The organism is Paraburkholderia youngii, from assembly GCF_013366925.1.
GTDB classification, from domain to species: Bacteria; Pseudomonadota; Gammaproteobacteria; order Burkholderiales; family Burkholderiaceae; genus Paraburkholderia; species Paraburkholderia youngii.
The window spans coordinates 1,187,317-1,211,007 of record NZ_JAALDK010000002.1; the positions used below are offsets into that span (position 1 = coordinate 1,187,317).

Sequence of the window (23,691 nt, forward strand, 5' to 3'; positions counted from 1 at the left end):
AGGCGATGCTGCTAGCGACCGCTGAGCCGCCGGCGCATTCGTCAGAGCGCTTCAACCTTGGGCGCGCAAGGACCTTAACCCCGTGCGCACTTCGTTCGCGAAAATCATCGGTTCTTCCCACGCGGCGAAGTGCCCGCCAGTTTCGGGCTTGTTGAAGTAAATCAGGTTGTGATATGCCTTTTCGGTCCAACTCTTCGGCGCCTGGTAGTTCTCTCCCGGAAACGCGCTCACAGCGGCGGGCACATTGATGTCTGCCGCGAGGAAGAAGTTCGCGTGCGATTCCCAATAGAAGCGCGCCGCCGAAACCCCCGTATTGGTGAGCCAATAGAGTGTGATGTCGTCGAGCACGTCGTCGCGCGTGAGCGCACCTGCGGCATGACCGTTGACGGGATGACCGAGCACTGCCGCGCTCAACGCCGCAGCGGGCTGGCCGTAGCCATCGCCATGATCGAGCAGCCAGGACGCCAGCGCGACCGGCGAGTCGGCGAGTCCGTACAGCGTCTGCGGGCGTGTGCCCATTTCGAACGCGTAACCGCGCTTCTTCTTGAAGTTGGCGCTCAACTGTTCATACGCGTGCTGCTCCTCGTCCGATAAGCCGGCAGGCATCGCGTCGCCCGCGGCCAGCGACTTCAGAACCTCTGCGGGAACGGAAGCAGGGAAGTTCACGTGAATCCCCATCAGTTCGGGCGGCGCCTGTTTAGCCATGATGTTCGTCACGATGCCGCCGAGATCGCCTCCCTGCGAGGCAAAACGCTGATATCCGAGCCGCTTCATCAACGTGACCCACGCGCGGGCGGTGCGTTCCGGACCCCAGCCCGTTGTGGTTGGTCTCGCTGAAAAACCATAACCAGGCAATGATGGAATCACGAGATGAAAGGCGTCCGAAGCCGGCGCGCCATACGCAGTCGGATTGACGAGCGGATCGATGATCTTGAACTGTTCGATCACCGAGCCGGGCCAGCCGTGCGTCACGATCAATGGCATCGCGTTGTCGTGCTTCGATCGCACATGGATGAAATGGATATCGAGTCCATCGATCTCGGTGACAAACTGCGGATACGAATTCAGCCGCGCCTCGCATTTGCGCCACTCATAGCCGGTCGCCCAGTATTGCGCGAGCCCCTGAATGGTGGCGAGCTGAATGCCCTGCGATTCGTCGGATACCGTCTCGCGATCCGGCCAGCGCGTGGCCTTGATGCGACGCCGCATGTCGACGAGCTGCGAGTCCGGAACATGAACATGGAACGGACGAATTGCGGACCTGTCGCCGTTCGCGGGTTCCACGATTTTGCCGACTTCCGGGTTCGTATCTGCGAAGGCGAGGCGGCTCAGCGAGCCGGCGGCGAGCGCCGCGGCGGCCATACCGACGAAGTGTCGACGCGATGCGGATGGTGGGGTGTCTTTTGACATGGAATCGATCTCCTGCCTTGATCAGCGTGTTGCGTTGCGAGTGAAATCTGCGACGTACAGCTTCACGAAGTCATACGTGCGGTTCGCGGCCCGGCGTTCGGCTCGCGACGGGCGTATTTGACCGGATGAACGTATCGCGTTTGTGTCCGAGAGCTGGATGTGTGTAAGCGCGCGTATCCAGTCTGCTTGCAGATACGTTGGGATACAAAGGAAGACCTGGGCGAGAGGGAGGGGCGTGACGACGGGGGGCGGGAACCCAATGTGCCTCCATTCACTGCAGCAAAGAGGACGGCAGCGGTGAACGCAGCGGGACGCACACAAACATGCTCATGCGCGACGGTCGGTTATCTGAGGTGGATAGGACGTTCGAGCGTCCACATGGAAATGCGGGCCACCGTCCGTAGCTGGCCGACCGGTTCTGCGCAGTAGCGAGAACCCGCTACCCGAGAGCCGCGCCGGCCTGCGCGTGGCTCCAGTTCAGAAGCGATACAACGGTCGCATAAGCCCTTGGACTTAAGCGCCTCAGCCAAGGCTACCTCTGCGTACCTCGGGTCACTCCGTGAAGCCATGCCCTTCGGTTGTTTGTCCCCTGCGATGATCGTTCCCCTCAAGGACCGAGTTGCCAACGCAGTACCGGATGGGTCGCGCCGGCCGGGAGTGCCCAGACGCCGGTTGAGCTGAAGTCGAACGTCGGGCCGAAACTAGATGGCATGCTCATCTGCGCGGTGGTGAGTCCATTCGCGATCGGCACCGGAGTACCCGTGCCCACGCCGACCGTGGCCCCGGTTGTCTGCGTGTCCCAGTAGACGTCGTTGGCGATCGTGCCGGTGTTGCTTAGCGCCAGGCCGAACGGCGGGGGGCCACGACCGGCCAGGACCATTTGGGTGACTGTGCCGGTCGCGAAAGATTGCTCGATCGTGCCGGTGTTGCTTTGAACGAGCGCCGCGCTCCCCGTGCCAAAGCAGGCGAAGCCGCCACCACCACCGCAGTAGTCGGGCGCATACGTAACGGAGCCGGTCGCATATGACTGCGTGATCAGACCGTCGTTTGTGCCGACCAGACCGCCGGCGCCCAGACCGTGAGCCGCGGAATTCACGGTGCCCGGCCCAAACGACGGCGGGATGTCCGGGCTTTGCGATTCATACGACTGCCGGATTACGCCGGTGCTGAAGTTGTATCCGACGAGGCCGCCCAACACGCCCTCGCTCACCATCGCCGCGTCGCTGGACGAGCGTGTGATCGTGCCGTAATTCGAGCCCACGAGACCGCCGCTCATCGCATCGATCGAAACGAAAGGTTCAGATAAGGAAAGGCTGCCACTCGTCTGGGCGCGCACGATCTGGCCGTCGTTGACGCCGGCCAGGATGCCGAAGGAGCCATAGCCGCTGATGCTCACGAAGCCGCTCACGCTGACGTTGCGAACGACGCCCGTCGCGCCGACCACACCGAATAGACCACTGGCTGCCTCGGGATTCGCCGGATCGCCCGTGGCGGGAACACTCTGCCACGCATTCAGATTCGAGATCGTGTGGCCCAAGCCGTCGAACTGTCCGGCGAACGGCGCGGCGCCAGTTCCGATCGGCACATAGACGCCTGTGCCGCAGCAACGTGGCGTGCTGATGTCGATGTCCTTGCCGAGCGCATAGTTGCTGGCGAGATCGAGCGAAATGTTTTCCAGATCCACAAGTGAATTGACGAGCTGGTAGCCGGTAATCTGAGTGATCAGTCCGCTGTCGGACGGCGCCGTCCAGGTCGTGTTGGCGAGCAGTGTCCCCGGCGTGTAGGTGCCGTTCATGTCGTATAGCGCGCTGACCGTCCCGGTGCTCTTCGACCAGTTGATCGTGCCGCCGTTCGTCACGCTGCCGCCGTTATCGATGCCTGTCGCGTCCGCGCGCAGCGTAAGGTTGCCAGTACCCGTGTCGCGGATCGTCGCGCCCGGAGAAAGCGCGACGTTGTGGTAAGCCGCGAGCGTCAGCGCCGACGCACCGCGCCAGTCGATATCGGATGCGATAAGCAGGTCACCAGCCGCACCGTTGGCGCCGGTGGTCGAGAGTTCGACAGTGGACCCCGCATTCAGGCTGCGTTGGAGCGCACGCGCCACTGAAGCGTCCACGGTAAGCGATGGCGTTGCGATGTTCCATCGACCGGCGTACACGGCGGCGCCGCGCTCGAACGACAGTTGCGCTGCCTCGGTATCGACCGTGCCTCCACTGCCGTCCGGGTTCTTCGCTACGATTGCGCCTCGTTGCGACACCGTGCCGTCGTCCGCCACGAGCCACACATGCCCGTCGCGAGTCGCACTGCCCGTCGCACGGATGCGCGCGCCGCCGCCCGCGAGTGCATATACGTTGCCGTCCGCGGCTTGCAGGCTGATCTGCGCGGCGCGCGTGGTACCCGAATCGACCACGTTGCCCGCGCTGCCCGCCTGGACGAATACCTGTTGGCCGCTCGACGAGTCCTGCAGCAGCACCTTCGACCCGGCCGCGAATTCCGCCGTACCGTCAGGCGCATTGACGGTGCCGCCGTTGATTACGGTCCGCGCGATCAGGAACACGTCGCCGCCGCTGGAACTGATTTTCCCGAGATTCACGACTACCGCGTCCGAGTTGCCCGACACGGTGAGCGCGCCGCCCTTCATGAACGCACAGTTGTCCGTGTCCAGCGTCGATGCGACGAAGCGTCCGCCCGTCGTCACCACGCCGGATGGACCCACGACGACACCTTGCGGATTGACCAGATACACGCTGCCCGTGGCACTGAGCTTGCCGAAGATCGCGGAGAGCGAGCCTCCCGTCACGCGGTTCAGCGTCGCACCACCGCCGTTATTGAACGTCACGCTATTGCTTCCGCCGATCGAGAAGCTGTTCCAGTCGATCACACCACGTGTCGAACCGGATTGCGTGATCACGAGGCTGTTGCCTGCGCCCGCTATCGTGCCGGTGCCGGCGACGTAACGGCCGCCTTGCGGCAGGCTACCCGCCGCGAACGCCACAGGTGTGAGGGACAGTCCAGCCAGCGAAATACCGATGGAGAGCCAGAGGGGTCCGCTCGACTGCCGTCGACCCGGTGTGCGTCGCGCGGGCCGAGGTTGTTCCGGATGTGACATACAGCCCCCTTTCCGCGTGCGTGCGGAATGGTTACCGACGACCCCGCAGAGCCGGCCGGAAACGCGTGAGTCGCAGCATATGAAGAATAGCAGTTGGCGTCGCGGGTGCATGCCGGTTTCTCAGCGCATTGCGCCTTCCTGGCAGGACTTTTGCGACATGGCCGCTTGTGATTGGGCGAATGACACCTACAGGGGCCTCACAGCATCACCGGCGTTGCCAGTGACGGTCAAGTCAACCAGCCACCGAGGAAGGGCAGAAGCACCGGGCGGACAAACGCCGACATAGTGCCGTTCATCGCCATTCCCAGTCCCGAGTATGCGCCGGCGTCTTCACTGATCCGAAAAGCCCTGGCGGTACTTAAGGCGTGGGAAGCAACACCCATCACAAAGCCGCGCACGTCGTCACGCCGCACACCAACGGCATCCATGACTACGTTTCTCAGGGTCGCACCGGTAATGCCGGTCAAGATGACGATCGCCGCGGTGAGCGAAGGCAAGTCGTCACTGACCGTCTGGATTGACCACCATTGGATGTTGGCCGGGACCGGTTTGCGACGATCCGGCCATCGGCGACCCATATCCCGACGTGTGCTGGCCAGTCGCGTGCTGCGCGGCAACACGCGTTTCGGCAGCCTGAATATCAGCGGGATACTGGGCATCCAGTGCGGCGGCCGGGTTGTAGCCATTCTGTTCGAGTTGCAGCACTTCTGCCTCGACCTTGGCGCGCGTGACTGGCTTTTTCAGGACAGGCCCCGGCGCGGCGCCAAAGAAGACCCCATGGGTTCGGCGGGAACGCATGTGCTGGATTGACATAGCTCGTCAGACCGCCCGTGTAACTCGCGAAAGTCCATCGAAAGCGGCTTGATGCTGGAATGGTTTAAGCGGCGAAGTCAACGTGGTCAATACCATGCGGCAGGCAATCTACCCTGATCGTCGGGGCGGTATCGGGCGAGCTATCGGGGTCAATTGCCGAAGAAAAGGTTGCAGTAACTTGCTGGGCCGACGCACGAAGATGGCGATGGTTTCGATACATGCCGGACACCGCCGGAAGCTGAGGTGCCGTCGGTCGTGCCACCAGCGTCGCTGTTGTCCGCCTGCTGGCTCTCCTGTGCAGCGACGTTGGTCGTCGTGCCGCCAATGTCACGGTTGCCGGCCTGCTGGCTGTCCTGTGCAGCGATCTTCGCTTCAGCAGCCTGAATTGGCTCGGGATACTTCGTTTGATCGCCGTCGCCCACGTGATAGCCGGCCTGCTCGAGACGGATCAGTTCCGCACGCACCTGCGCACGGGTGTCGGGCGCGGTGCCGTGAGCGAAGCTGACGACTGGGCTGGACAGTGCACAGCTAGCGAGGACTATGCATGCAAGGGTCTTCATGATAGAGCTCCTTGATTAATGGCCAACTTAACCGACCAGATACCTAATAGAACACGCAGCAAATTCTAAAAACAGACGGGAAGTTGTTGTTGATATGGGGTATGGAGTCTCGTCCGCGACTCAGTTGGCTTAACTCGGCAAAACGTCGCGCATGTGCGCACTGCGTTTTCCGCGCCGGCCGGTTATAGAGGCGTGCTCACAACAGGCACTCGATAAGAGATAAAGGCAGAGATAAAGGCGAGCCCGTTGCATAGTGATTGACGCGCTCCTTGTGTCAAATTGTCTTGCATTATCACGCCGCGTAACTGTGTCAGTTGTGATTGCGTCGATAGTTTGATGTTCGGCATTAAATGTTCGTTTTCTGGAGTATAAATGTTCGTATTGTCTCCCTTCGCAGCTTACTTACTGAAAAAGACCATGACGCTCCCGGAGCACGCCGGCGTCAGCGCGGTCGAGCAGATGCACTGGGCATGGGCTGCATTGGTCACGCTGACATCGTTCTGGTGGGCGGCGGCCAGCTTTGGGCTAAAACCACCCACCTTCGTGATCCTTCACAACTATTACTTCAGATTTGCCAGGTATGGCTTCCTGGAACTGACGATGGTCAGCCAGGCATTTACCTTACTGCTGCTCGCACCGAGTTTTCGTGCGGCTTTAGGTGCCCTGTTGTTCGGCACTATCCCATTCGCATTTAACATGGCACCACTGCTATTTATTTACCGGCCAGGGGATGTTCGACTGGTATTCGGCTCAGATAATTGGTTATTGCGTCATCGCCTGGTACGTTTGCAACGCTCAGCAACTCATATGTGTAAATGAGGTCGTTCTCGAGGAGGCCCGATCTCAGGCCGCAGCGGCAACGGCGGAGAAGAACCAGTTTATCGCTGCGATAAGCCACGATTTGCGCCAACCGCTCACCACGCCCGGCCTGAAGTTGAGTTTTATCGAGCGGAGCATTAAATCGACCAGTCTGGTCGAAGACGTCTCGAGTCGCGGATATGCAGTCGCCGGCTGAGGCGCAAGGACTGAGGTTGAGACTCCATGATCACCCGTATCTGGTCCGTACGGATCGACATGCGTTGGACAGGATCGTCCGAAATATGATGATCAATGCGGTCCGGTACACGCCGTCCGAGCAGGGAGGCAAGAAGGGACATGTTCTGGTTGGCGCTCCACATCGCGCCCGAGCGACTCGCTAATCCGCCCGATCGCGGCGGCAAGCGACGCTTCCGCCTGGTCATCAGGTGCACCGCAAGGCCATCCGCCAGCAATGCCATTGCAATGCCGGCACCCATGTTGCCCGCGCCGATCACCACGGCGCGACTGGAACACACGCTACGCTGCGTAGCGCATGCGCCTCCATCTCAGCGCGCCGCTTGCGAATAGGCCCTCACCGCCTCGGCGCAAGACGTGGCGAAGGCAGGCACGGGCGGCCCATCGTGCGTCGGCAGAAACCCAGCGTCACCGGGTCGTCCTCCAGTACGCCGCGCGCGACGTCCGCATGCATCTGGGCTGTCGACAGTCCGTCGGCCCGGCGAATGGGATGTTCGTGGATCCTCGCGATATATGCGGCGCTTTTGGTACTCATGGTAAGGATTCCTCCGTGGTTCGTGTGCAAAGTCGAGCCAGTGAGGAGCCATCGTGTCGCACGTATAAGGTGACCTTATATCATGTGCCACTGCGAAATTCAAAAATAGTCGGCGCACAGCCCATTAAGTGTTTCTACCATGTAGATTCGGCGCTGAAACGCATATAAGGTTGCCTTATTACGTGGTCCGATCGTGCCGTTGCTCCTTTTCAGAGTCTTTCGTGAACATGATTGCCCAGTCTCCTTTCATCAATCTCCCCTTCCTCGAGCGCAATGTCGAGGTCGTCGAGCGAGCCGACGGCGCGGTCTATATGCGCAGCAAGGTGCCACTTGGTCCGGTCGAGGCGCATCTGCCGGGCGTCCTGAGGCGTCGTGCGGTCGAGCGCGCCGAGCAGCCATGGCTGAAACAGCGCTGCCCGCGCACTGGAGACTGGCGCATGCTCAGGTACGGCGAGGCCTCTTTCCAGGTCGACGCCGTGACTCAGTGGTTGCTGTCACAACGTCTCGACGGACGCAGCGTGATGGTGCTGAGCGGCAACACCCTCGAACATGCGGTCTTCGAGCTCGCGGCCATGCAGGCGCGCATGCCCTATGTACCAGTGACCCCGGCCTATTCGCTGCTAAGCACCGATTACGCCAAGCTCAAGGCGATGGTCGCGTTGATCAACCCAGCAGTGATCTTCGTGCAAAGCGCGAGCCAGTTCCGCGCGGCGCTGCACGCCGCCGTCGATTTATGTGACGCGCGCGTCATTTACGTCGATGAACCGGCGGATGACATCGACGCCACGGCGTGGGACGCGGTCCTCGCCACGCCGGTGGGCCCGGAGGTGCAGGCGTCGATCGGCGCCATTACGCACGATACGGTGGCCAAGTACCTCTTCACATCAGGCTCGACTGGCGAGCCCAAGGCCGTGCCGGTCACGCAGCGCATGCTGTGCGTGTCGATGGCCATGCACGCGCAGACTGTGCGCCGTAATCCCGCCGCTCCGGAATCCGTGCTGCTCGAATGGCTGCCATGGAGCCACGTGGCAGGCGGTACGGCGATCTTCAACGGCGTCCTGCACGATGGCGGGACGATGTACATCGACGATGGACGCCCTGTGCCCGGCGAGTTTGCGAAGACGCTGCGCAACCTCAAGGAGGTTTCGCCGACAAATTTCAACAGCGTGCCTGCAGGCTACGCCATGCTTGCCGATGCGCTGGAGGCGGACGAGACGTTTGGTCAGCAGTTCTTCCGGCGCCTGCGGCGCCTGACCTCATCTGGCGCCAAGCTTCCCGACAGTCTCTATGAACGTCTGCAAACGCTGGCCGTTCGCCACCGCGGGCACCGCGTTCCGTTTGTGGCCAGCTATGGCTCGACCGAGACGTGCGCTGCCACCACGGTAGTACATTGGCCCACCGGGCAGGCCGGTCTGGTTGGTCTTCCGCAGCCTGGCGTCGAACTGAAACTGGTGCCGCTCGACGAAGAACGCTATGAAATCCGTGCGCGTGCGGCTTCTGTCATGACTGGCTATCTGCAACAGCCGGGGCTGACGCGTCTCGCCTTCGACGACGAAGGCTACTACCGTCTGGGCGATGCCGTGACCTTCGTGGATCGGACAAAACCGGAGGAAGGACTCGCCTTTGCCGGTCGCGTCGCAGAAGAATTCAAACTGCAGTCGGGCATCTTCGTGCGCGTCGGTACGCTGCGCGTCGAGGTAATCAGCAGCGCCGCCCCCCTGCTGCGCGACGCGGTCGTCGCGGGCGCCGATCTGCCTTATGTGGCGCTTCTCGCATGGCCCAACCAGGAAGCATGTCAGGAACGTTTCGGCCTGCGCGACGCGCAGGCGCTTTCCTGCCACGCGCCATTCCACGACGCGTTGCGCGAATCACTGCTGCGCCACAACGGACGTCACACCGGTAGCAGCATGCGCATCCGCCGTGTGATGCTGTTGAACGAACCGCCATCGATCGATGGCGGTGAGATAACCGACAAGGGCTATATCAATCAGCGGGCCGTTCTCGCGCGTCGCGCGGGCGCGATAGCGGCGCTATACGCGGACAAACCCGGCGCTAATGTCGTGACGATCGAAGAATAGTATTCCGAGCTGCCAATCACTGCTACGGCGCATCAGCTGGTGTCCATGCGCGCGGGCCGCGAGTGCCACGGGCATCAAGTATGTCTTGCTGAGCGCCGTTTCGATCCTGCTCTGGACCGCTGTTCACTATTGGATGGCGGGTTGCAAATACGCACGGCTCAAGGATTCTGAACGGCAATGCAGCCTGCAGGTCAGCCAGAGCTCATGAGTTCCATCCGCCTGACATGACCGCCGGTAGCCATGGTCGTTTAAGGCGGCACCAGGCAAGCGCGCCACGCGAGCTTCTTTGATGACGCTCCCGAATGATTTTATCGGCCACTGGACTTAGGTGAATGCGCATTACTAAGCGTTGCATTGAATTGGATGGATTTAATAAGTTTATGGCGTTTATAACCACGGAGGAGATCGCATGAAACTGAAGGAAATCAGTTGCGCAGCAACGCTGTCGTTGCTGGGCGTCGGACACGCATATGCACAAAGCAGCGTGACGCTATACGGGGTTGTGAATTCAGGCGTCACTTACATTAGCAATAGTGGCGGCCACTCGGTCTGGAAACTCGACAGCGGGATCGACCGGCCAAACGTATGGGGTTTAACCGGCCGGGAAGATCTGGGCAGTGGACTGGCGGCGCTTTTCAAGCTCGAAAGCGGTTTTAACCTGACGAACGGCAACATGACCGCGGCCGGCAAGATTTTCAACCGCGACGCGTACGTCGGCCTGACCAGCAATCAATGGGGGACGGTCAAGATGGGGCAGATGTTCGACTACCTGTACCGCGACGTGACGTTCTATACGAATGGCGTGCAATTTGCACCTGCCTATTCGTTCCACCTCTCCTATGACATCGACCGCACCGCTGGCGAAGCGGTTGCGAACGCCGTCGACTACGAGACGCCGAACTATCGCGGCCTCCGGGCAGGCGTCATGTACGGGTTCAGCAACGGCAATTCCAACCATGTGTTGAGCACCGGGCTCTCCTATGCGCCGCAGGGGTTGATGGGTCCTTTCTCTGGATCGCTGGCATACACGCGCACCAATGGGAGCTCGTCACCGACGACCGACGCAACGATTGCCCAAATCGTGTTCCACGGCGATAAGGTTTATACGGTCGCCGCGGGCGCGCGTCTCCAGGTTGCCAACAATGCGTACTTGAACGCTGTGTATTCGTACACGAACCTGACGCTTCCGCTCGGTTCGTCGATGATTACTCAGGATTTCGAAATTGGCGGAAAGTATGAGTTCGCACCGGATCTGCATGCTGGCGTCGGCTATTCGTACTTCATGCAGCGCGGCGTGAACGTCCAGGGCCTGACGCCGACGCAGAAATTCGGCATTGCCAGCGCAGGGATTGACTACCTGCTGTCGAAGCGGACCAGTATCTACGCGTTCGGCACGTTCCAGCACGCCTTCGCCGGCAACCAGCCGGCCGGCAACTTCCTCGTGACCGGCGCACCGGTCTTCGGTCCAGTGGCCGGCACCGGCATCGGGCCGACGGGGGCGGCTGCCGGGTTTTCGAGCGGCAGCAACCAGGCCGCAGTGCAGATCGGGATCAGGCAGATGTTCTAAGCACCGCAGCCTTCGGGCCGGCGCTCTTTATCCCATACACGTAGCTATGTTACGTGCCGGGCCTCCCGGGACTCCGGCACTTGAACCCGCACAAGGAGAAAACATGACCTTTTCACTCTATCGCAAGCTGGTATTGTCCGCGTCGATTACCGCCTTGAGCATCAGCTTCGCGGCCCAGACTCAGGCCAAGCCTGCCAGTGCGCCGGCCGCAGCGTCCTCATCGGCTCCGGCCGCCTCGATGACGAAAGCCGAGATCAAGGCACAACGCAAAGCAGCGCGCAAGGAACAGCGGGCAGCGAAGAATGCTGAACTGAAGAGAGTCGGGGCACAGGGCGGTCAGAGCGATTCGTATACGGACTATCCGGACAAGGCTCAGAACCCCCCGGCTAAAGTGCCTGCCGGAGCGAGCCACTAAGTGGTTCACTGCTTGCGCAAAAAGGCGGACCCGTTCGCCTTTTTTGCATCCGCGGAGCTTTTGCACTTCAACCTCGCGCTAGTGGATTGTCTCCGAGCGAGCGCGCTGCAAAATACGGCTCGAAGCATCCCACAGCGACGCAACGAGCGTCATTGGCAAGCACATCGCCACGTATCGCTCGGGCTGTTCCGTCAGGGCCCAATGTCGAAACAGGTCGACAATCCCACGTAGTCTTATCGGATCCATGCGCTCTCCGGTCGGTACATACCCGAATTCCTGACCATTAAAAACTAAGGCAACCTTCCAATCAACTACTTGATCGACCATTAATTGGCTTTGCATTTGTGTCGTTTACATAGATTGGATTAACCATGAGTTTGACTGTTGCACCAGAGTCCGGAGTCACGTTGCCGTTTACGAGCCGTGAATTTCGCAATGCCATGGGTCAGTTTGCGACTGGTGTTGTCGTTGTCACCGCTAACACGGAGGGCGAAGTCCACGCAATGACGGCCAACTCGTTTATGTCCGGCTCGCTCGAACCTCCGCTTGTTCTGGTTTCGATCGCGAAATCAGCAAAAATGCACGAACGGATAACCAAAGCGCAGAGCTTTGGCATCAGCATCCTGGCTCAGGATCAGGAATGGTGCTCAAACCATTTCGCGGGCAAAACCCATCCTGTCCTGGTGCCCATTTTCGTACAACTTGAACATGTACCAATCGTGGAAGGCGCAAACGTTCAGGTTGCGACCGTTCTCCGTCACGCCTATGAGTGTGGCGATCACACACTGTTCGTGGGCGAGGTCACGGCGCTTGTTCAAGACCAAGGTCCGGCACCGCCACTAGTTTTCCACGCGGGCAAATACGCTGCGATCGCGGGCGCCAACTGATACACAGCAAGATCAGGCCAACATTCCCCAGCAGGAGACGCAATTGCTGAGCAAAGAGAAGAACGAGCTACTGATCGCGACGTCGAAAGGCACACCGATGGGTGAGTTCCTGCGTCGCTATTGGCATCCGATTGCCGGGGTTTCGGAATTCGATACCAGGTTGATCAAGCCAATGCGTCTCTTTGGTGAAGATCTGGTTCTATACCGGGATTTGAGCGGCAATTACGGCCTTCTCGATCGTCATTGTGTGCATCGTCGTGCGAGTCTCCAATTTGGCTACGTTGAGGACAAAGGCATCCGCTGTGCCTATCACGGCTGGAAATTCGAGGCGGATGGCAAGTGCTCCGAGCGTCCCTACGAAGATACAGCGGTTCCCGACGCGACGGCCAGAGCCGGTCTCAAGATCACGAGCTACCCGGTCAGGGTCGCAGGCGGCATGCTTTGGACCTATATGGGTCCGATTGAGACGATGCCCGAATTGCCTGTTTGGGAGCCCTTCAATTGGCAAAACGGGTTTTGCCAGATCGTGACCTCGGTCATCAATTGCAACTGGCTCCAGTGCCAGGAGAATTCGATCGACCCTATTCATTTCGAATGGCAGCACTCGAATTATTCGGTGCGTCGCATGGGGGGCACGAAAGAGAAATACGTTCCCAGGCACACAGCACTCGATTTCACAGAGTTCGAATTCGGTTATCAGTATAAGCGGCAGCGCACGGACACCAATGCTGAGCATCCGCTATGGACCACGGGCCGCGTCTGTCTGTACCCAAATGGGTTCTTCCTCGGTGAGCACTTCGAATGGCGCGTGCCGGTCGATGACGGGCATACCCTGAGTATTTCCTGGTTTTATCTTCCAGTTCCGGCTGAAGCACGGCCCTATGTACAGGACCAGATCCCGACGTGGGAATCGCCTGTCATGGATGCGAATGGCAAATACCATGATTCGCATATTCTGAACCAGGATTTCATGGCTTGGGTCGGGCAAGGTACGATTGCCGATCGCACGAAAGAGGTTTTGGGTTCAAGCGACAAGGGCGTGGTAATGCTGCGTCGCCGGTTCGAGGCCGACCTTCAGGCGATTGCGGAAGGTCGCGATCCGAAGGGACTGATCCGCGAACCGGAACAAGCCAAAAATGTGAGCCTGCCTGTCGCGTTCCCCGATGAACAACTTAAGGCCGTACCTCGCGAGCAGTGGATGCAGAATGAGAATTTTAAACGCCACCTCACGAATTTTGTTTTCTCGATCGGTCAGCCACCTGAGGTATTGCGCCAGTTGAAAGACGCAATCGGAGTCGAGTAAAACACGGCTTTACTTCGGCGGGCACAACATTGCTCAGGCTTCGTGATGATCAGAGATCGAGTGTGAGCGTCGGGCTCGCACTGCGCGAGCAACAGACGAGCATACATTGACGCTCGGCCTTCTCTTCGGCCGACAGGAGTTTGTCCGCGTGGCTCGGTGTGCCGTCAATGACCTTGACCTCACACATTCCGCAGGTACCTTGCATGCAGCCGTATTGAACGTCCACGTTATGGTCGAGCAGCACGTCGAGAATCGACCGATCCTCAGGTATCCGATAAGTTGCCCCCGATTTTGCAAGCACGACATCGAATTCGGAAACCCCGCCGGTGGATGGAGGCTCCGCAGCCGAGAACCGTTCAAGATGAACTTGCGATCCAGGCTTTGATGACGCCGCGGCCTCGAACGCGTCGAGCATACCGGTGGGACCGCAGCAGTAGACGTGGGCGTCAGCCGGTGATTCGGCGATCACCGTCGCCATGTTCACGCGCGTGCCGCCGGGGATCTCATCAAAATAGGTGTAGAGCCGTCCCCCAGTTGAGCCCTGCACAAACCGCTCGATCTCCTTGAGGTAGGCCGCGTGTTGTCGGTCGCGCGCCGAGTAATGGAGATGCCATTCGCGGCCCAGCGCCTCTAGCTGGCGAACGATCGACCAGATCGGGGTGATGCCGATGCCGCCAGCGAAGAGAATGCTGACACGGGCACCCGGATCGACCGGAAACAGATTGCGAGGCGTGCTGATCTTCGTTAGGTCGCCGACACGCATCGCATCATGGACGTATTGCGACGCGCCCCTGCTGTTCGCGTCCCTTGCGATCGCGATTTCGTAGACCCGGGGCGTTCCTTGTGCGCTGACAATGGAATAAGAGCGGGACAGCCGTGAGCCCAGCCTGATATCAATGTGTGACCCGGCCTCGGCTTTCGGCAAATCGGAGCCATCCACGCGCTCGAGCACCAGACTGATAGTATTTTTCGACTCCCAAGTCATGGACTTGATTCGCACATCGATAAAAGAATCGTCACTCAAGTTACACCTGTAAAAGCGATAGTTTTCAGAAGATCGGGGGCAGGGGCGGCGGCGTTGCATCGTCCGCTACTTAAATCAGATTGTCCGGAAGGTTTAGCAGCCCAGCATTTCCGCTCTCGATTCGTCGACACAGACTATCGATGAGCGGCATTTGACGCTGCATCCAAACTTCGGCCAGTGCGAGTTTGCGAATCCGCGTCCGGTCGTCAACGAAGCGCGTCGTTCGACCGTCTGTTACGATGGCCGCAATTTCCGCCCACATCCATCCGAGATAGAGCACCCCGACAGCGGTCATCAGATCGTATGCCCCTGCCTCGAGCGCCCCCATATTACGGGCGCTCATGTGTGTCAGGCGTTCCAACGATATTTCCAGGCGTTGCAACGCGTACTCGAGTGGCTGCAAATAATCATCGAGCCTTTTATCTTGGGAATGCCGGGCAATAAATTCGGAAATCGCGGTCGCAAAATGGTTCCACATACGTCTGTCGTGGGCCATGATTTTTCGGCTCGCCAGATCGGACGCGTGGATACCATTCGCGCCTTCGTAAATCTGCGTGATTCGCGAATTACGGACCAATCGCTCGATTCCATAGTCTTTGACGTAACCGTGACCGCCGAAAACCTGCTGGCATGCGACAGTGGTCTCGAAACCCCGGTCGGTGAAAAACGCTTTCATCACCGGAGTGAGCAGATCAAGAATATCAGCCGCTTTCTGACGTGCTGCCCTGTCGCTCAAATATCGGGCTTCGGATTGCAGAACGGCGGCCTTCATTGCACCCGCACGTGCGCCCTCGGCAAATGCCGATGATTCGAGCAGTAAGCGTCGAACATCCGGATGTGCGATAAGCGGATCGGCAACCGTTTTCGTGTCACGAGAGCTGCTGGCCGCGCGTCCTGAACGACGTTCGCGAGCATATTCCACCGCATTCTGGCGCGCGATCTCCGCATGGCCGATACCCGATACGGCGGTACCGACACGAGCGTAATTCATCAGGTGGAACATTGGCGCCATGTTGGCCGTCGTTCCCTGACCTTCGGTGCTCTCTATGCGGTAGCCAACGGCGTTTTCGAAATCCAGCGCACAGGTGGCACTCGCTTCGATACCCATCTTGTGCTCGATTGAACGCACGTGCAACCCATTGCGATCACCTAGTGCGCCCGTCTGCGGATCGATGTTCTGCTTCGATACGAGAAACACGTTCACCGCGCTCAGGCTCTGAGGAACACGCCCCTCTTCGTCCACGGCTTTCGCGAGCACAATGTGGACAATGTTGTCCGTCAGATCATGGTCGCCGCCGGAGATGAAAATCTTGTTGCCGGTAATGCGCCACGTTCCGTCTTCCTGAGGCACAGCGCGTGTCGTGATCTGACGCAGATCCGTACCGGCTTGTGGCTCCGTCATGCTCATGGTCGCCGTCCATTCGCCGCTCGCGAGTTTGGGCACCACGTGCGTCTTGATCCAGTCCGGAGCAAGTGTGCCCAGCATATACGCCGCAGGTGAGCAGAAACTGCCGTACATCGAAAATGAATGACCGGTTGCGGCACGCATTTCCGAAATCGGCACCGACATAACGGGCGGCAAGCCACCTCCACCGAGTTCGGCTGCGAGGCTCAATGAATGCCAACCCGCTTCGCGGTACGCATCCCATGCGGCCTTGAATCCGGCCGGAGTCGAAACCTGGCCGTCGTGAAAATGCGCGCCTGCCTCATCCGCCTTCTGATCAAGCGGGTGCAGCACTTCTTCGTGAAAAGTGGCGGCTGCCTCGATAACGGCGGACGTGAAATCGGGTGTGAGATCCGTAAAACCAGGAAGATCGGTCCGGTCTTCGATCTTTAGGAAATCATGAAGAATGAAAAGCCAGTCCTTGGCCGGGGCTCGATAGTTCGCCATCGTTTAATCAGAAATTTTAATATCGGAAATACGAGCCGCATCGGCTCCCGCGAGTTCAACCAACAGATCAGCAGGTTTGAATACGTCACCGTGCTTTTCGAGTGCGGCGAGTCGGTGCACCAGTTCGGGCAGGCCGATCTGGTCCGCGTAGTACATCGGTCCGCCCTTCCAGTCGGGCCAACCGTAACCCAGTTGCCAGATCAGATCGATGTCGGACGCGCGATCAACGATGCCCTCTTCGAGAAGTTTCGCGCCCTCATTGATCATTGGGAGAATCAGGCGATCGTGCACTTCCTGATCGGAAATCGCGCGTCGTTCGATTCCTTCGACGCACGATGCTTCCTCGATCAAAGTCGTGACCTCCGGATCGATTAGCGGCCGCTTCTTGCCCGGTTCGTAGCGATAGAAGCCACGGCCGGCGCGCAAGCCCGTGCGCCCCCGGTTATACAGTTCATCCAGTAGCCAGTCTTTCTGACCGCGACGCTGGCGCGATCGGTACATGAGTTCAATGCCGCCCGTCATGTCCTGGAGTTCAAACGTACCCATCGGAAGGCCGACCTCGCGCAGCACACGATCTACCTGTTCGGGGAGCGCACCCTCGAGCAGCAGACGCGATGCCTGACGTTCGCGCGCGATCATCAGACGGTTGCCAACAAAGCCGTCACATACGCCGACCGGGACGGCCGTCTTTTTGATTTGAGCCGAAAACTGGAGCGCGGCATCGAGCGTGACCGCCGATGTCGTGTCTGTGTGGACGACCTCGACGAGCTTCATCAGGTTGGCCGGATTGAAGAAATGCAGGCCAATTACCGATTGCGGACGCGTCGTCGCCGCGGCAATCCGGTCGATGTCGAGGGTCGAGGTATTGGTCGCCAGAAGCGCCGAAGGCGATGCATATTGATCGATTTCGGCAAATAGTTTCTGCTTGACCTCCATGTCTTCGAACACGGCTTCGATTACGACATCAGCGCTCGCAATTGCCGATAGATCTCGATCCGCCGTCAACACCGCGAGTCGCGCATCGCGCTCCTTTTCGGCCAGCCTTCCCCGCTCCACGTCACGGTTCAGTGATTCCGTGATACGGGTGACCGCGTTCTCAAGCGAGTCGTCCGACTGATCAATCAGTCGGACCGATAGTCCGGCATTGAGAAGGGCAGTCGCGATGCCGATCCCCATATTGCCACTACCGATGACCGCGCCCCGCTCGAACAGCCGCGGCTGATCCGAAATCCGACACTCGAGCGCGGTATACGCGGCTTTCGTATATTCGCGTGCGGCGTTCGCACGTACGGTCGTGAAAGCCGGGGCGGGTGGTCCATCCTGAGTCGGCATCGAATGCAGAATGACCTCATCGCCAATATTGAGGCTTCGAACATCCGCGTCGGTGACCACCGAATTGATGAGCAATCCTTCTTCCAGTTCGATGATTGCCGGTGCCAGAGGCTTGGGGCTGCGTTCAACGATTGAATAGGAATAGATGGTGCCGCGCCCAGACAATGAGTGCCATTCGGTTTTTTCACTGCCGCAGAATGGGCAGTGCGAACGCGGATAATAATGCAACGTATCGCAGTCTTGACAGTGTTTCGCCAGTAGCTGACCCGAACGCATTGCCTCCCAAAAGGGCTCGTCGCCCGGAAACAGAACAGGTGCCGGAGGCAAATTCCGCTTTTGCGCCATATGATTACTCCGCTTTCAGAATGAGGGTGCCCGCGGCGTGTGCGCTCGCCAGATTGCCGCCCGTGCCATGTGCGAGTACGAAATCGCGGTTTTTGACCTGGACCGCAGGATGCGCTTGACCCCGAGACTGGCGCACCGCCTCGAGAATCTTGGTCATGCCACCTTTATTGCCCGGATGGTTGTTGCACAGGCCCCCGCCATCGGTATTGAACGGGAGCTTGCCGACGCCCGAAATGAGATTGCCGTCCATTACGAACTTGCCACCGTCTCCCTTGGCGCAGAAACCGAGGTCTTCGAGCTGGATCAGCACCGTGATCGTGAAGCTGTCGTAGAGCGATGCATATCCGATATCCCGGGGTGTGATCCCGGCCTCGGCAAATGCGTTGGCCCCCGATCGAGCGCCCGCCGAAGTCAGTAGATCGATTCTCCCGGCGTCAGGATGCTTGACGGCGGCGCCAGTTCCAACAACCGCAACTTTCGGACGCTTCAGCTGGGCCGCAATTGCGGGATTCACGATCACGAGCGCGCCGCCCCCGTCGGTGACAACGCAACAATCGAGACGGTGCAGCGGATCGGCAACCATCGGTGATCTGAGTACATCATCCACGGTCACAACTTCACGGTGCACCGCGTTTGGATTGTGCTGCGCGTGATGGGAAGCCGCGACCCTGACCCACGCCAGTTGCTTGCTCGTGGTACCGAATTCGTGCATATGGCGACGCGCAACCATCGCATAGCCGTACATCGGGGGAGGAGGCGCCGCCGACTGGAAAGCCAGATTTGGCATCGTCGAGCGATCGACACCCGCAAGCGCAGTACCCGTGCCCGACGAGAGTGGGCGATCTGCCATTGTCACAAGGGCGACATTGCAGTGACCGGCGCGGATCGCTTCAACCGCGTGCGCCACGTGTAAAAGATACGCTGAACCCCCGCTCTCGGTGGTATCGATGTGCCGCAGATTACGCAGACCAATGTATTCAGCCATGGTGAGACCTCCAAGACCCGGAGCGTCCGCACCACAGAAATAACCATCGACATCATCGAGAGTCAGGCCCGCATCCTTGAGCGCGCCTAGCGCAACCTGCGCATGAAGCTGTGCCGTCGAGATCCCGTCAGCACGACGCACGGGATGCTCATAGATACCAGCAATGTACGCACCACCTTTACTACCCATGGGGAGGCTCCTTGGATCCGGTCATTATTAGTAAGGTTACTTTATATAGTACGATTCTCCATCAAAGCCGGACTCCATGATAGCAAGGGTTTGTACCGAATTCACGGCTATCTATAGGTAATATAGGCTTATGATTGATCCATCCACGACTAACGCGGTCTCACTCTATGTCAAACACTGAAACCCTGATACAGGTCGAACGCGAAGGCGATGTCGCGCTCGTGAAGCTCAACCGCGCGACGAAGCGCAATGCGATCAACGATGCATTGCTCGATGAACTGAATATGATCTTCGTATCCGGTCTCGAAGGCGCACGCGCTGTGATCCTTCACGGCGAAGGTGAGCATTTCTGTGCCGGCCTCGACCTCTTCGAACTGATGGCGAATCGAAGTTCCGACGTGATTGTGAGCCAGCGCCGTTCGCGTCGATGGTATCGAACGTTCGACCTGATGCAGTTCGGTGAAATTCCGGTTATCAGTGTGCTCAAGGGCGGCGTGATCGGCGGAGGCTTCGAACTCGCGGCTGCCACGCATGTGCGCGTCGCAGAAAAATCGACATTCTTCCAGTTGCCCGAAGGGCAACGCGGCATTTTCCTCGGTGGCGGCGGATCGGTTCGCATTCCTCGTCTGATCGGCGCATCCCGCGTCACCGAAATGATGCTCACGGGTAGCACGTTCGACGCTTTGGCGGCCGAGCGCATGGGTGTCGCGCACTATGTGACGGAAGATGGCGCAGGTCTTGGCAAGGCGCGCGAACTTGCGTCCAGAATCGTGGCCAATGCAGCGGCCACGAATTACGCGATTATCAACGGTATCACCCGCATTTCGGAAATGCCGCTTGGCGAGGGCCTGTTTGCCGAAACGATGGTGACGACGATGACACGAGCCGCCAACACCGGTGCCGACAAGCGCATCACCGATTTCTTCAACGAACGTCGCAATCAAACCCAAGATTGATTCACAAGGAGACATCATGCCTTCTAAAGCGGACAATGATTTGTTGACCCGCGTATGCGGCGACGCTCCGATGGGAAAAATGTTGCGCCAGCATTGGTGGATGCCGGTGGCGCTATCGGACAAACTCGAAGCGGACGGCAAGCCCGTACGTATTCGCCTGTTTGGTGAAAGCTATGTCGCGTTTCGCGACACTGACGGCAAGATCGGTTTTTTTGACGAGGCGTGCCCGCATCGGGGCGCGTCGCTGGCACTTGGCCGCAATGAGGAAAATGGCTTGCGCTGCATTTTCCACGGTTGGAAATTCAACGCCGAAGGCGTGACCGTTGCGGTGCCGACTCAACCCAACAACGAAGCCGAGTATTGCAAGCACGTGCCGCTCAGGCACTACCCGGTGCGCGAAGAAGGCGGCATGGTCTGGGCATGGCTCGGTCAGGGAGACCAGGCCCCGGCGTTCCCCGAATTGCCGTGCGTCGGGCTCCCGCGCGAAAACTTCGTGGTCTTCCGTCAAAAAGTGAATGCCAACTGGCTACAGGGCGTCGAGACGACCATGGATTCCGCGCACCTGGGTGTCCTGCACCAGGAGTGGCTCAAGGGGTTCGGTGATATTGAGCTTTCATCCGCAAATATGGCTCCGGTTTATCACATCGCGCAGAAACCGTTTGGCTTTCGCTACGCGGCGGTCCGCGCGCTGAAAGAAAACCGTTCGTACGTGCGCGTCAACTCTTTCGTCATGCCGTGGTATGGCGTTATCTCTGGGAATAATTCGGGGATCAGGGGCGGTTCGATGTTTTTCTCCGTGCCGATCGATGACGAAAATATCTGGTACTACCAGCTCACGTATCGCACGGACGGTAAGCTGGTCTTGAATCCGACGCTCGTATTCGACGACGCCGATTCGTGGCCCCCGCTGCCTCCGGGACCGGCTGAGGACAACTGGGGTCAAGATCGTGAGGCCATGAAGAACGGTCACTTTACGGGCTTCACGCAGATGCTGGGAACCGAGGATTTCGCGGTCATCATGAGCATGGGACCGATTTCCGACCGGACGAAGGAATATCTGGGTGCCGGTGACGGTGCTGTCCTGGCGGTTCGTCGTTGCCTCATGAATTCCCTCAAGGAGTTCATGAACGGCGATACCCCGAAGCTCGCACGTCACGCAGAGATCGACTACAAGAGCGCAGCCCCGGCGTCGGGTACGTTCGAAGACGAAGCCGGATGGCGTGCGCTGCTCTGAAATAGATTCGAAATTTACGTACATAAAGCTCGGTGATGAAAATTGCCGGGTACGTCATGTGCTGTTCAAGACTCACCTTTTTGGCTATGACGACTGATCTGAAAGACGCCCCGTTTCGCCATGTCCCGTTTTTGCCTCGTGACATTAACCTCGAGCAGCGCAAAGACGGGACATTGATTCTCAGGAGCAGTATTGAACTCAAATCAGCGGTGCCGCATGTCCCGTTCCTGTTGCATCGGAGCGCCGATCGTCGTCCTGATCATCCGTGGCTGGTTCAACGACGCGGACCTGATAACGAATGGCAAGCACTGACCTACGGTCAAGGGCGATCGCAGATTCAGGCCGCGACTCAATTTTTGCTCGATCTGAACAAGCACGGTCAGACCGTGATGGTACTAAGCGAGAATTCGCCGGAGCATGGCGTTATCGAAATCGCGGCGATGCAAGCGCATATGTCATATTCGCCGATCACGACTGCATATTCCTTGCTGAGTGGCGATCACGAGAAGCTGAAGGCGATGGCCGCACTTCTCGAACCGGCTGTGATTTTCGTCCAGAGCGGCAAGCGTTATGAGCGGGCCGTCAAGGCAATCGATGATCAAGCACTCGTAATCTGCGTCGAAGATCCGATCGATGCACCTAATGTCGTGACCTGGGATCAGGTGATCGCGACCGAAGCAACGGATCAGGTACGCATTTCGATTGATTCGATCAAGCCGGATACGATTGCCAAGTATCAATTCACGTCAGGATCGACCGGGACTCCGAAGGCCGTGATTGTGACGCAGCGTATGCTCACGGTCTCGCTGATGATGACGGAACAGATGTTCGCGTGGGAGCCGGGCGCAATGCCGGAAACGGTGCTGCTCGAATGGCTTCCATGGTCGCACGTTGCCGGCGGTCACTCGATCTTCAACTGCGTGCTTGAGGAATGCGGCACGATGTACCTCGATGATGGCCGGCCGACACCGGCCGAATTCGCGAAGACGTTGCGCAATCTGCGCGAGGTCTCGCCGTCACGTTTCAGTGGCGTTCCTGTCGCATATGCGATGCTTGTCGATGCATTGCAAAAGGACCCGGAACTCGGATCCGCAATGTTCAGCAATATGCAGCGTATGACGTATTCGGGCTCCCGTCTGCCGGACGCGACGTATGAGGCTATGCAACGCGAAGCCATCAAGTACTCGGGCCGCAAGATTCCGTTCGTTTCGGCTTACGGTTCGACCGAGACCTCAGCCGCTGTGACGTACGTGCATTGGGCAACCGATCGCACGGGTATGATCGGACTTCCCCATCCGGGCGTCGAAATCAAGCTCGTACCGCTCGAGGATGGGACCCGCTATGAAATCCGGGTCCGTAGTGAAGCCGTGACACCCGGCTATTTGAAAAACCCGGAGCTGACGGCGCAGGCATTCGATGATGAAGGCTTTTTTATCATGGGCGACGCGGCGACATTTGTCGATCCGGAGCATCCCGAAGAAGGGATGGTATTTGCGGGTCGGGTGGCAGAAGAATTCAAACTTATGTCCGGTATTTTCGTTCGCGTTTCGTGTCTCAAAGCTGATTGTGTCAGCGCGTGTGCCCCTCTCGTGCGCGACATGGTGATCACGGGCGCCGATCGTCCCTATGTAGGGGCACTCGCGTGGCTGAACATCGAAGCCTGCAATATGTATCTGAAACAGAGTGGCCTCGGGTTTTCCGATCTGGTAAAGAATCCGGATATCAGGCGCGCGCTCCGTTCCGCACTCCAGGCGCATAATGAGCGCAACCCCGGGTCCAGCATGAAGATGAAGCGCCTGTGGCTGCTGGAGGAGCCGGCGTCCATGGATCGGGGGGAGACTAACGATAAGGGTTACATCAATCAGCGGAAGGTCCTGGAATCGAGGGCAACTGAAGTCCAAGCGCTTTACGATGTTGTCGAGGCCCCGAATCTGATAGTGATAGAGGCTTAAGCATCGGTAAAGGCCTCTTGGTTGATCATACAAGAGGCCTTTATCGATAGACCTCG

General features: G+C 58.9%; 19 protein-coding genes and 1 pseudogene. 9 read left to right on the plus strand and 11 right to left on the minus strand.

Annotation, left to right across the window (positions count from 1 at the left end; translation table 11 throughout):
- Positions 1–51 precede the first annotated feature (51 nt).
- From G5S42_RS36750 to G5S42_RS36770, 5 genes and pseudogenes are all read right to left on the minus strand, one after another.
- Positions 52–1,410, minus strand: coding sequence for an epoxide hydrolase (locus G5S42_RS36750; protein ID WP_176111619.1), 1,359 nt, complete (start codon positions 1,408–1,410; stop codon positions 52–54).
- Positions 1,411–2,017: 607 nt separating this feature from the next.
- Positions 2,018–4,516 (minus strand): two-partner secretion domain-containing protein, encoded by a 2,499-nt coding sequence (locus G5S42_RS36755; RefSeq protein ID WP_176111620.1) that lies wholly within the window; start codon positions 4,514–4,516, stop codon positions 2,018–2,020.
- Positions 4,517–4,743: 227 nt separating this feature from the next.
- Positions 4,744–5,094, minus strand: coding sequence for an LrgB family protein (locus G5S42_RS36760; RefSeq protein WP_246392332.1), 351 nt, complete (start codon positions 5,092–5,094; stop codon positions 4,744–4,746).
- A pseudogene (locus G5S42_RS36765) lies at positions 5,018–5,257 on the minus strand (DUF4148 domain-containing protein); the annotation flags it as partial. The pseudogene G5S42_RS36765 and the gene G5S42_RS36760, both read right to left, overlap by 77 nt.
- A 221-nt stretch (positions 5,258–5,478) precedes the next feature.
- Positions 5,479–5,889: a DUF4148 domain-containing protein gene (locus tag G5S42_RS36770; protein ID WP_176111623.1), complete on the minus strand. Its 411-nt coding sequence runs from the start codon at positions 5,887–5,889 to the stop codon at positions 5,479–5,481.
- A gap of 372 nt (positions 5,890–6,261) precedes the next feature.
- Between G5S42_RS36770 and G5S42_RS36775 the strand changes: the two genes are divergently transcribed.
- Positions 6,262–6,708 carry a hypothetical protein gene (locus G5S42_RS36775; RefSeq protein WP_176111624.1) on the plus strand — a complete coding sequence of 149 codons (447 nt, stop codon included), beginning with the start codon at positions 6,262–6,264 and terminating at the stop codon, positions 6,706–6,708.
- Between the two features lie 137 nt (positions 6,709–6,845).
- Here G5S42_RS36775 and G5S42_RS45885 read toward each other — a convergent pair whose 3' ends face one another.
- Both G5S42_RS45885 and G5S42_RS36785 read right to left on the minus strand, forming a co-directional pair.
- Positions 6,846–7,223: a 3-hydroxyacyl-CoA dehydrogenase NAD-binding domain-containing protein gene (locus tag G5S42_RS45885; RefSeq protein WP_376777137.1), complete on the minus strand. Its 378-nt coding sequence runs from the start codon at positions 7,221–7,223 to the stop codon at positions 6,846–6,848.
- A gap of 56 nt (positions 7,224–7,279) precedes the next feature.
- Positions 7,280–7,477: a hypothetical protein gene (locus tag G5S42_RS36785; RefSeq protein ID WP_176111625.1), complete on the minus strand. Its 198-nt coding sequence runs from the start codon at positions 7,475–7,477 to the stop codon at positions 7,280–7,282.
- A gap of 170 nt (positions 7,478–7,647) precedes the next feature.
- On the opposite strand from G5S42_RS36785, the gene G5S42_RS36790 reads away from it, so the two are divergent.
- The 5 genes from G5S42_RS36790 to G5S42_RS36810 all read left to right on the plus strand — a co-directional run bounded on the left by G5S42_RS36790 (position 7,648) and on the right by G5S42_RS36810 (position 13,727).
- Entirely contained in the window at positions 7,648–9,555 is a 1,908-nt protein-coding gene (locus G5S42_RS36790; protein ID WP_246392334.1) for an AMP-binding protein, read from the plus strand.
- Positions 9,556–9,964: 409 nt separating this feature from the next.
- A complete protein-coding gene (locus tag G5S42_RS36795; RefSeq protein ID WP_176111626.1) occupies positions 9,965–11,122 on the plus strand; it encodes a porin in 1,158 nt (385 codons plus the stop codon).
- Between the two features lie 103 nt (positions 11,123–11,225).
- Positions 11,226–11,537 carry a hypothetical protein gene (locus tag G5S42_RS36800; protein ID WP_176110690.1) on the plus strand — a complete coding sequence of 104 codons (312 nt, stop codon included), beginning with the start codon at positions 11,226–11,228 and terminating at the stop codon, positions 11,535–11,537.
- 371 nt (positions 11,538–11,908) lie between these two features.
- Positions 11,909–12,424 (plus strand): flavin reductase family protein, encoded by a 516-nt coding sequence (locus G5S42_RS36805; RefSeq protein WP_176111627.1) that lies wholly within the window; start codon positions 11,909–11,911, stop codon positions 12,422–12,424.
- A gap of 43 nt (positions 12,425–12,467) precedes the next feature.
- Positions 12,468–13,727 (plus strand): aromatic ring-hydroxylating oxygenase subunit alpha, encoded by a 1,260-nt coding sequence (locus tag G5S42_RS36810; protein WP_176111628.1) that lies wholly within the window; start codon positions 12,468–12,470, stop codon positions 13,725–13,727.
- A gap of 49 nt (positions 13,728–13,776) precedes the next feature.
- Here G5S42_RS36810 and G5S42_RS36815 read toward each other — a convergent pair whose 3' ends face one another.
- From G5S42_RS36815 to G5S42_RS36830, 4 genes are all read right to left on the minus strand, one after another.
- Positions 13,777–14,751, minus strand: a complete 975-nt coding sequence (locus G5S42_RS36815) for a PDR/VanB family oxidoreductase (protein ID WP_246392336.1) — start codon at positions 14,749–14,751, stop codon at positions 13,777–13,779.
- A 70-nt stretch (positions 14,752–14,821) separates the two neighbouring features.
- Positions 14,822–16,642, minus strand: a complete 1,821-nt coding sequence (locus G5S42_RS36820; RefSeq protein WP_176111629.1) for an acyl-CoA dehydrogenase family protein — start codon at positions 16,640–16,642, stop codon at positions 14,822–14,824.
- A gap of 3 nt (positions 16,643–16,645) precedes the next feature.
- Positions 16,646–18,319, minus strand: a complete 1,674-nt coding sequence (locus G5S42_RS36825) for a 3-hydroxyacyl-CoA dehydrogenase NAD-binding domain-containing protein (RefSeq protein ID WP_176111630.1) — start codon at positions 18,317–18,319, stop codon at positions 16,646–16,648.
- Positions 18,320–18,323: 4 nt separating this feature from the next.
- The gene (locus G5S42_RS36830) at positions 18,324–19,493 is read right to left on the minus strand and encodes a thiolase family protein (RefSeq protein ID WP_176111631.1); all 1,170 of its coding nucleotides are present in this window, start codon (positions 19,491–19,493) and stop codon (positions 18,324–18,326) included.
- Between the two features lie 167 nt (positions 19,494–19,660).
- Here G5S42_RS36830 and G5S42_RS36835 point away from each other — a divergent pair, with 167 nt between their 5' ends.
- From G5S42_RS36835 to G5S42_RS36845, 3 genes are read left to right on the plus strand one after another with little or no spacing between them, the layout of a single operon-like run.
- Positions 19,661–20,449, plus strand: coding sequence for a crotonase/enoyl-CoA hydratase family protein (locus G5S42_RS36835; protein ID WP_176111632.1), 789 nt, complete (start codon positions 19,661–19,663; stop codon positions 20,447–20,449).
- A 16-nt stretch (positions 20,450–20,465) separates the two neighbouring features.
- On the plus strand, positions 20,466–21,683 hold the full coding sequence (locus G5S42_RS36840; RefSeq protein WP_176111633.1) for a Rieske 2Fe-2S domain-containing protein: 1,218 nt from the start codon (positions 20,466–20,468) through the stop codon (positions 21,681–21,683).
- A 35-nt stretch (positions 21,684–21,718) separates the two neighbouring features.
- Positions 21,719–23,635 (plus strand): AMP-binding protein, encoded by a 1,917-nt coding sequence (locus G5S42_RS36845; protein ID WP_246392337.1) that lies wholly within the window; start codon positions 21,719–21,721, stop codon positions 23,633–23,635.
- Positions 23,636–23,691 lie beyond the last annotated feature (56 nt).

What these genes read in the sequence shown, in the direction of transcription:
- G5S42_RS36750 (WP_176111619.1), bottom strand. Translation starts at nt 1,410, where the DNA reads ATGTCAAAAGACACCCCACCATCCGCATCGCGTCGACACTTCGTCGGT.
- G5S42_RS36755 (WP_176111620.1), bottom strand. Translation starts at nt 4,516, where the DNA reads ATGTCACATCCGGAACAACCTCGGCCCGCGCGACGCACACCGGGTCGA.
- G5S42_RS36760 (WP_246392332.1), bottom strand. Translation starts at nt 5,094, where the DNA reads ATGGGTCGCCGATGGCCGGATCGTCGCAAACCGGTCCCGGCCAACATC.
- G5S42_RS36770 (WP_176111623.1), bottom strand. Translation starts at nt 5,889, where the DNA reads ATGAAGACCCTTGCATGCATAGTCCTCGCTAGCTGTGCACTGTCCAGC.
- G5S42_RS36775 (WP_176111624.1), top strand. Translation starts at nt 6,262, where the DNA reads ATGTTCGTATTGTCTCCCTTCGCAGCTTACTTACTGAAAAAGACCATG.
- G5S42_RS36785 (WP_176111625.1), bottom strand. Translation starts at nt 7,477, where the DNA reads ATGAGTACCAAAAGCGCCGCATATATCGCGAGGATCCACGAACATCCC.
- G5S42_RS36795 (WP_176111626.1), top strand. Translation starts at nt 9,965, where the DNA reads ATGAAACTGAAGGAAATCAGTTGCGCAGCAACGCTGTCGTTGCTGGGC.
- G5S42_RS36800 (WP_176110690.1), top strand. Translation starts at nt 11,226, where the DNA reads ATGACCTTTTCACTCTATCGCAAGCTGGTATTGTCCGCGTCGATTACC.
- G5S42_RS36805 (WP_176111627.1), top strand. Translation starts at nt 11,909, where the DNA reads ATGAGTTTGACTGTTGCACCAGAGTCCGGAGTCACGTTGCCGTTTACG.
- G5S42_RS36820 (WP_176111629.1), bottom strand. Translation starts at nt 16,642, where the DNA reads ATGGCGAACTATCGAGCCCCGGCCAAGGACTGGCTTTTCATTCTTCAT.
- G5S42_RS36825 (WP_176111630.1), bottom strand. Translation starts at nt 18,319, where the DNA reads ATGGCGCAAAAGCGGAATTTGCCTCCGGCACCTGTTCTGTTTCCGGGC.
- G5S42_RS36830 (WP_176111631.1), bottom strand. Translation starts at nt 19,493, where the DNA reads ATGGGTAGTAAAGGTGGTGCGTACATTGCTGGTATCTATGAGCATCCC.
- G5S42_RS36835 (WP_176111632.1), top strand. Translation starts at nt 19,661, where the DNA reads ATGTCAAACACTGAAACCCTGATACAGGTCGAACGCGAAGGCGATGTC.
- G5S42_RS36840 (WP_176111633.1), top strand. Translation starts at nt 20,466, where the DNA reads ATGCCTTCTAAAGCGGACAATGATTTGTTGACCCGCGTATGCGGCGAC.
- G5S42_RS36845 (WP_246392337.1), top strand. Translation starts at nt 21,719, where the DNA reads ATGAAAATTGCCGGGTACGTCATGTGCTGTTCAAGACTCACCTTTTTG.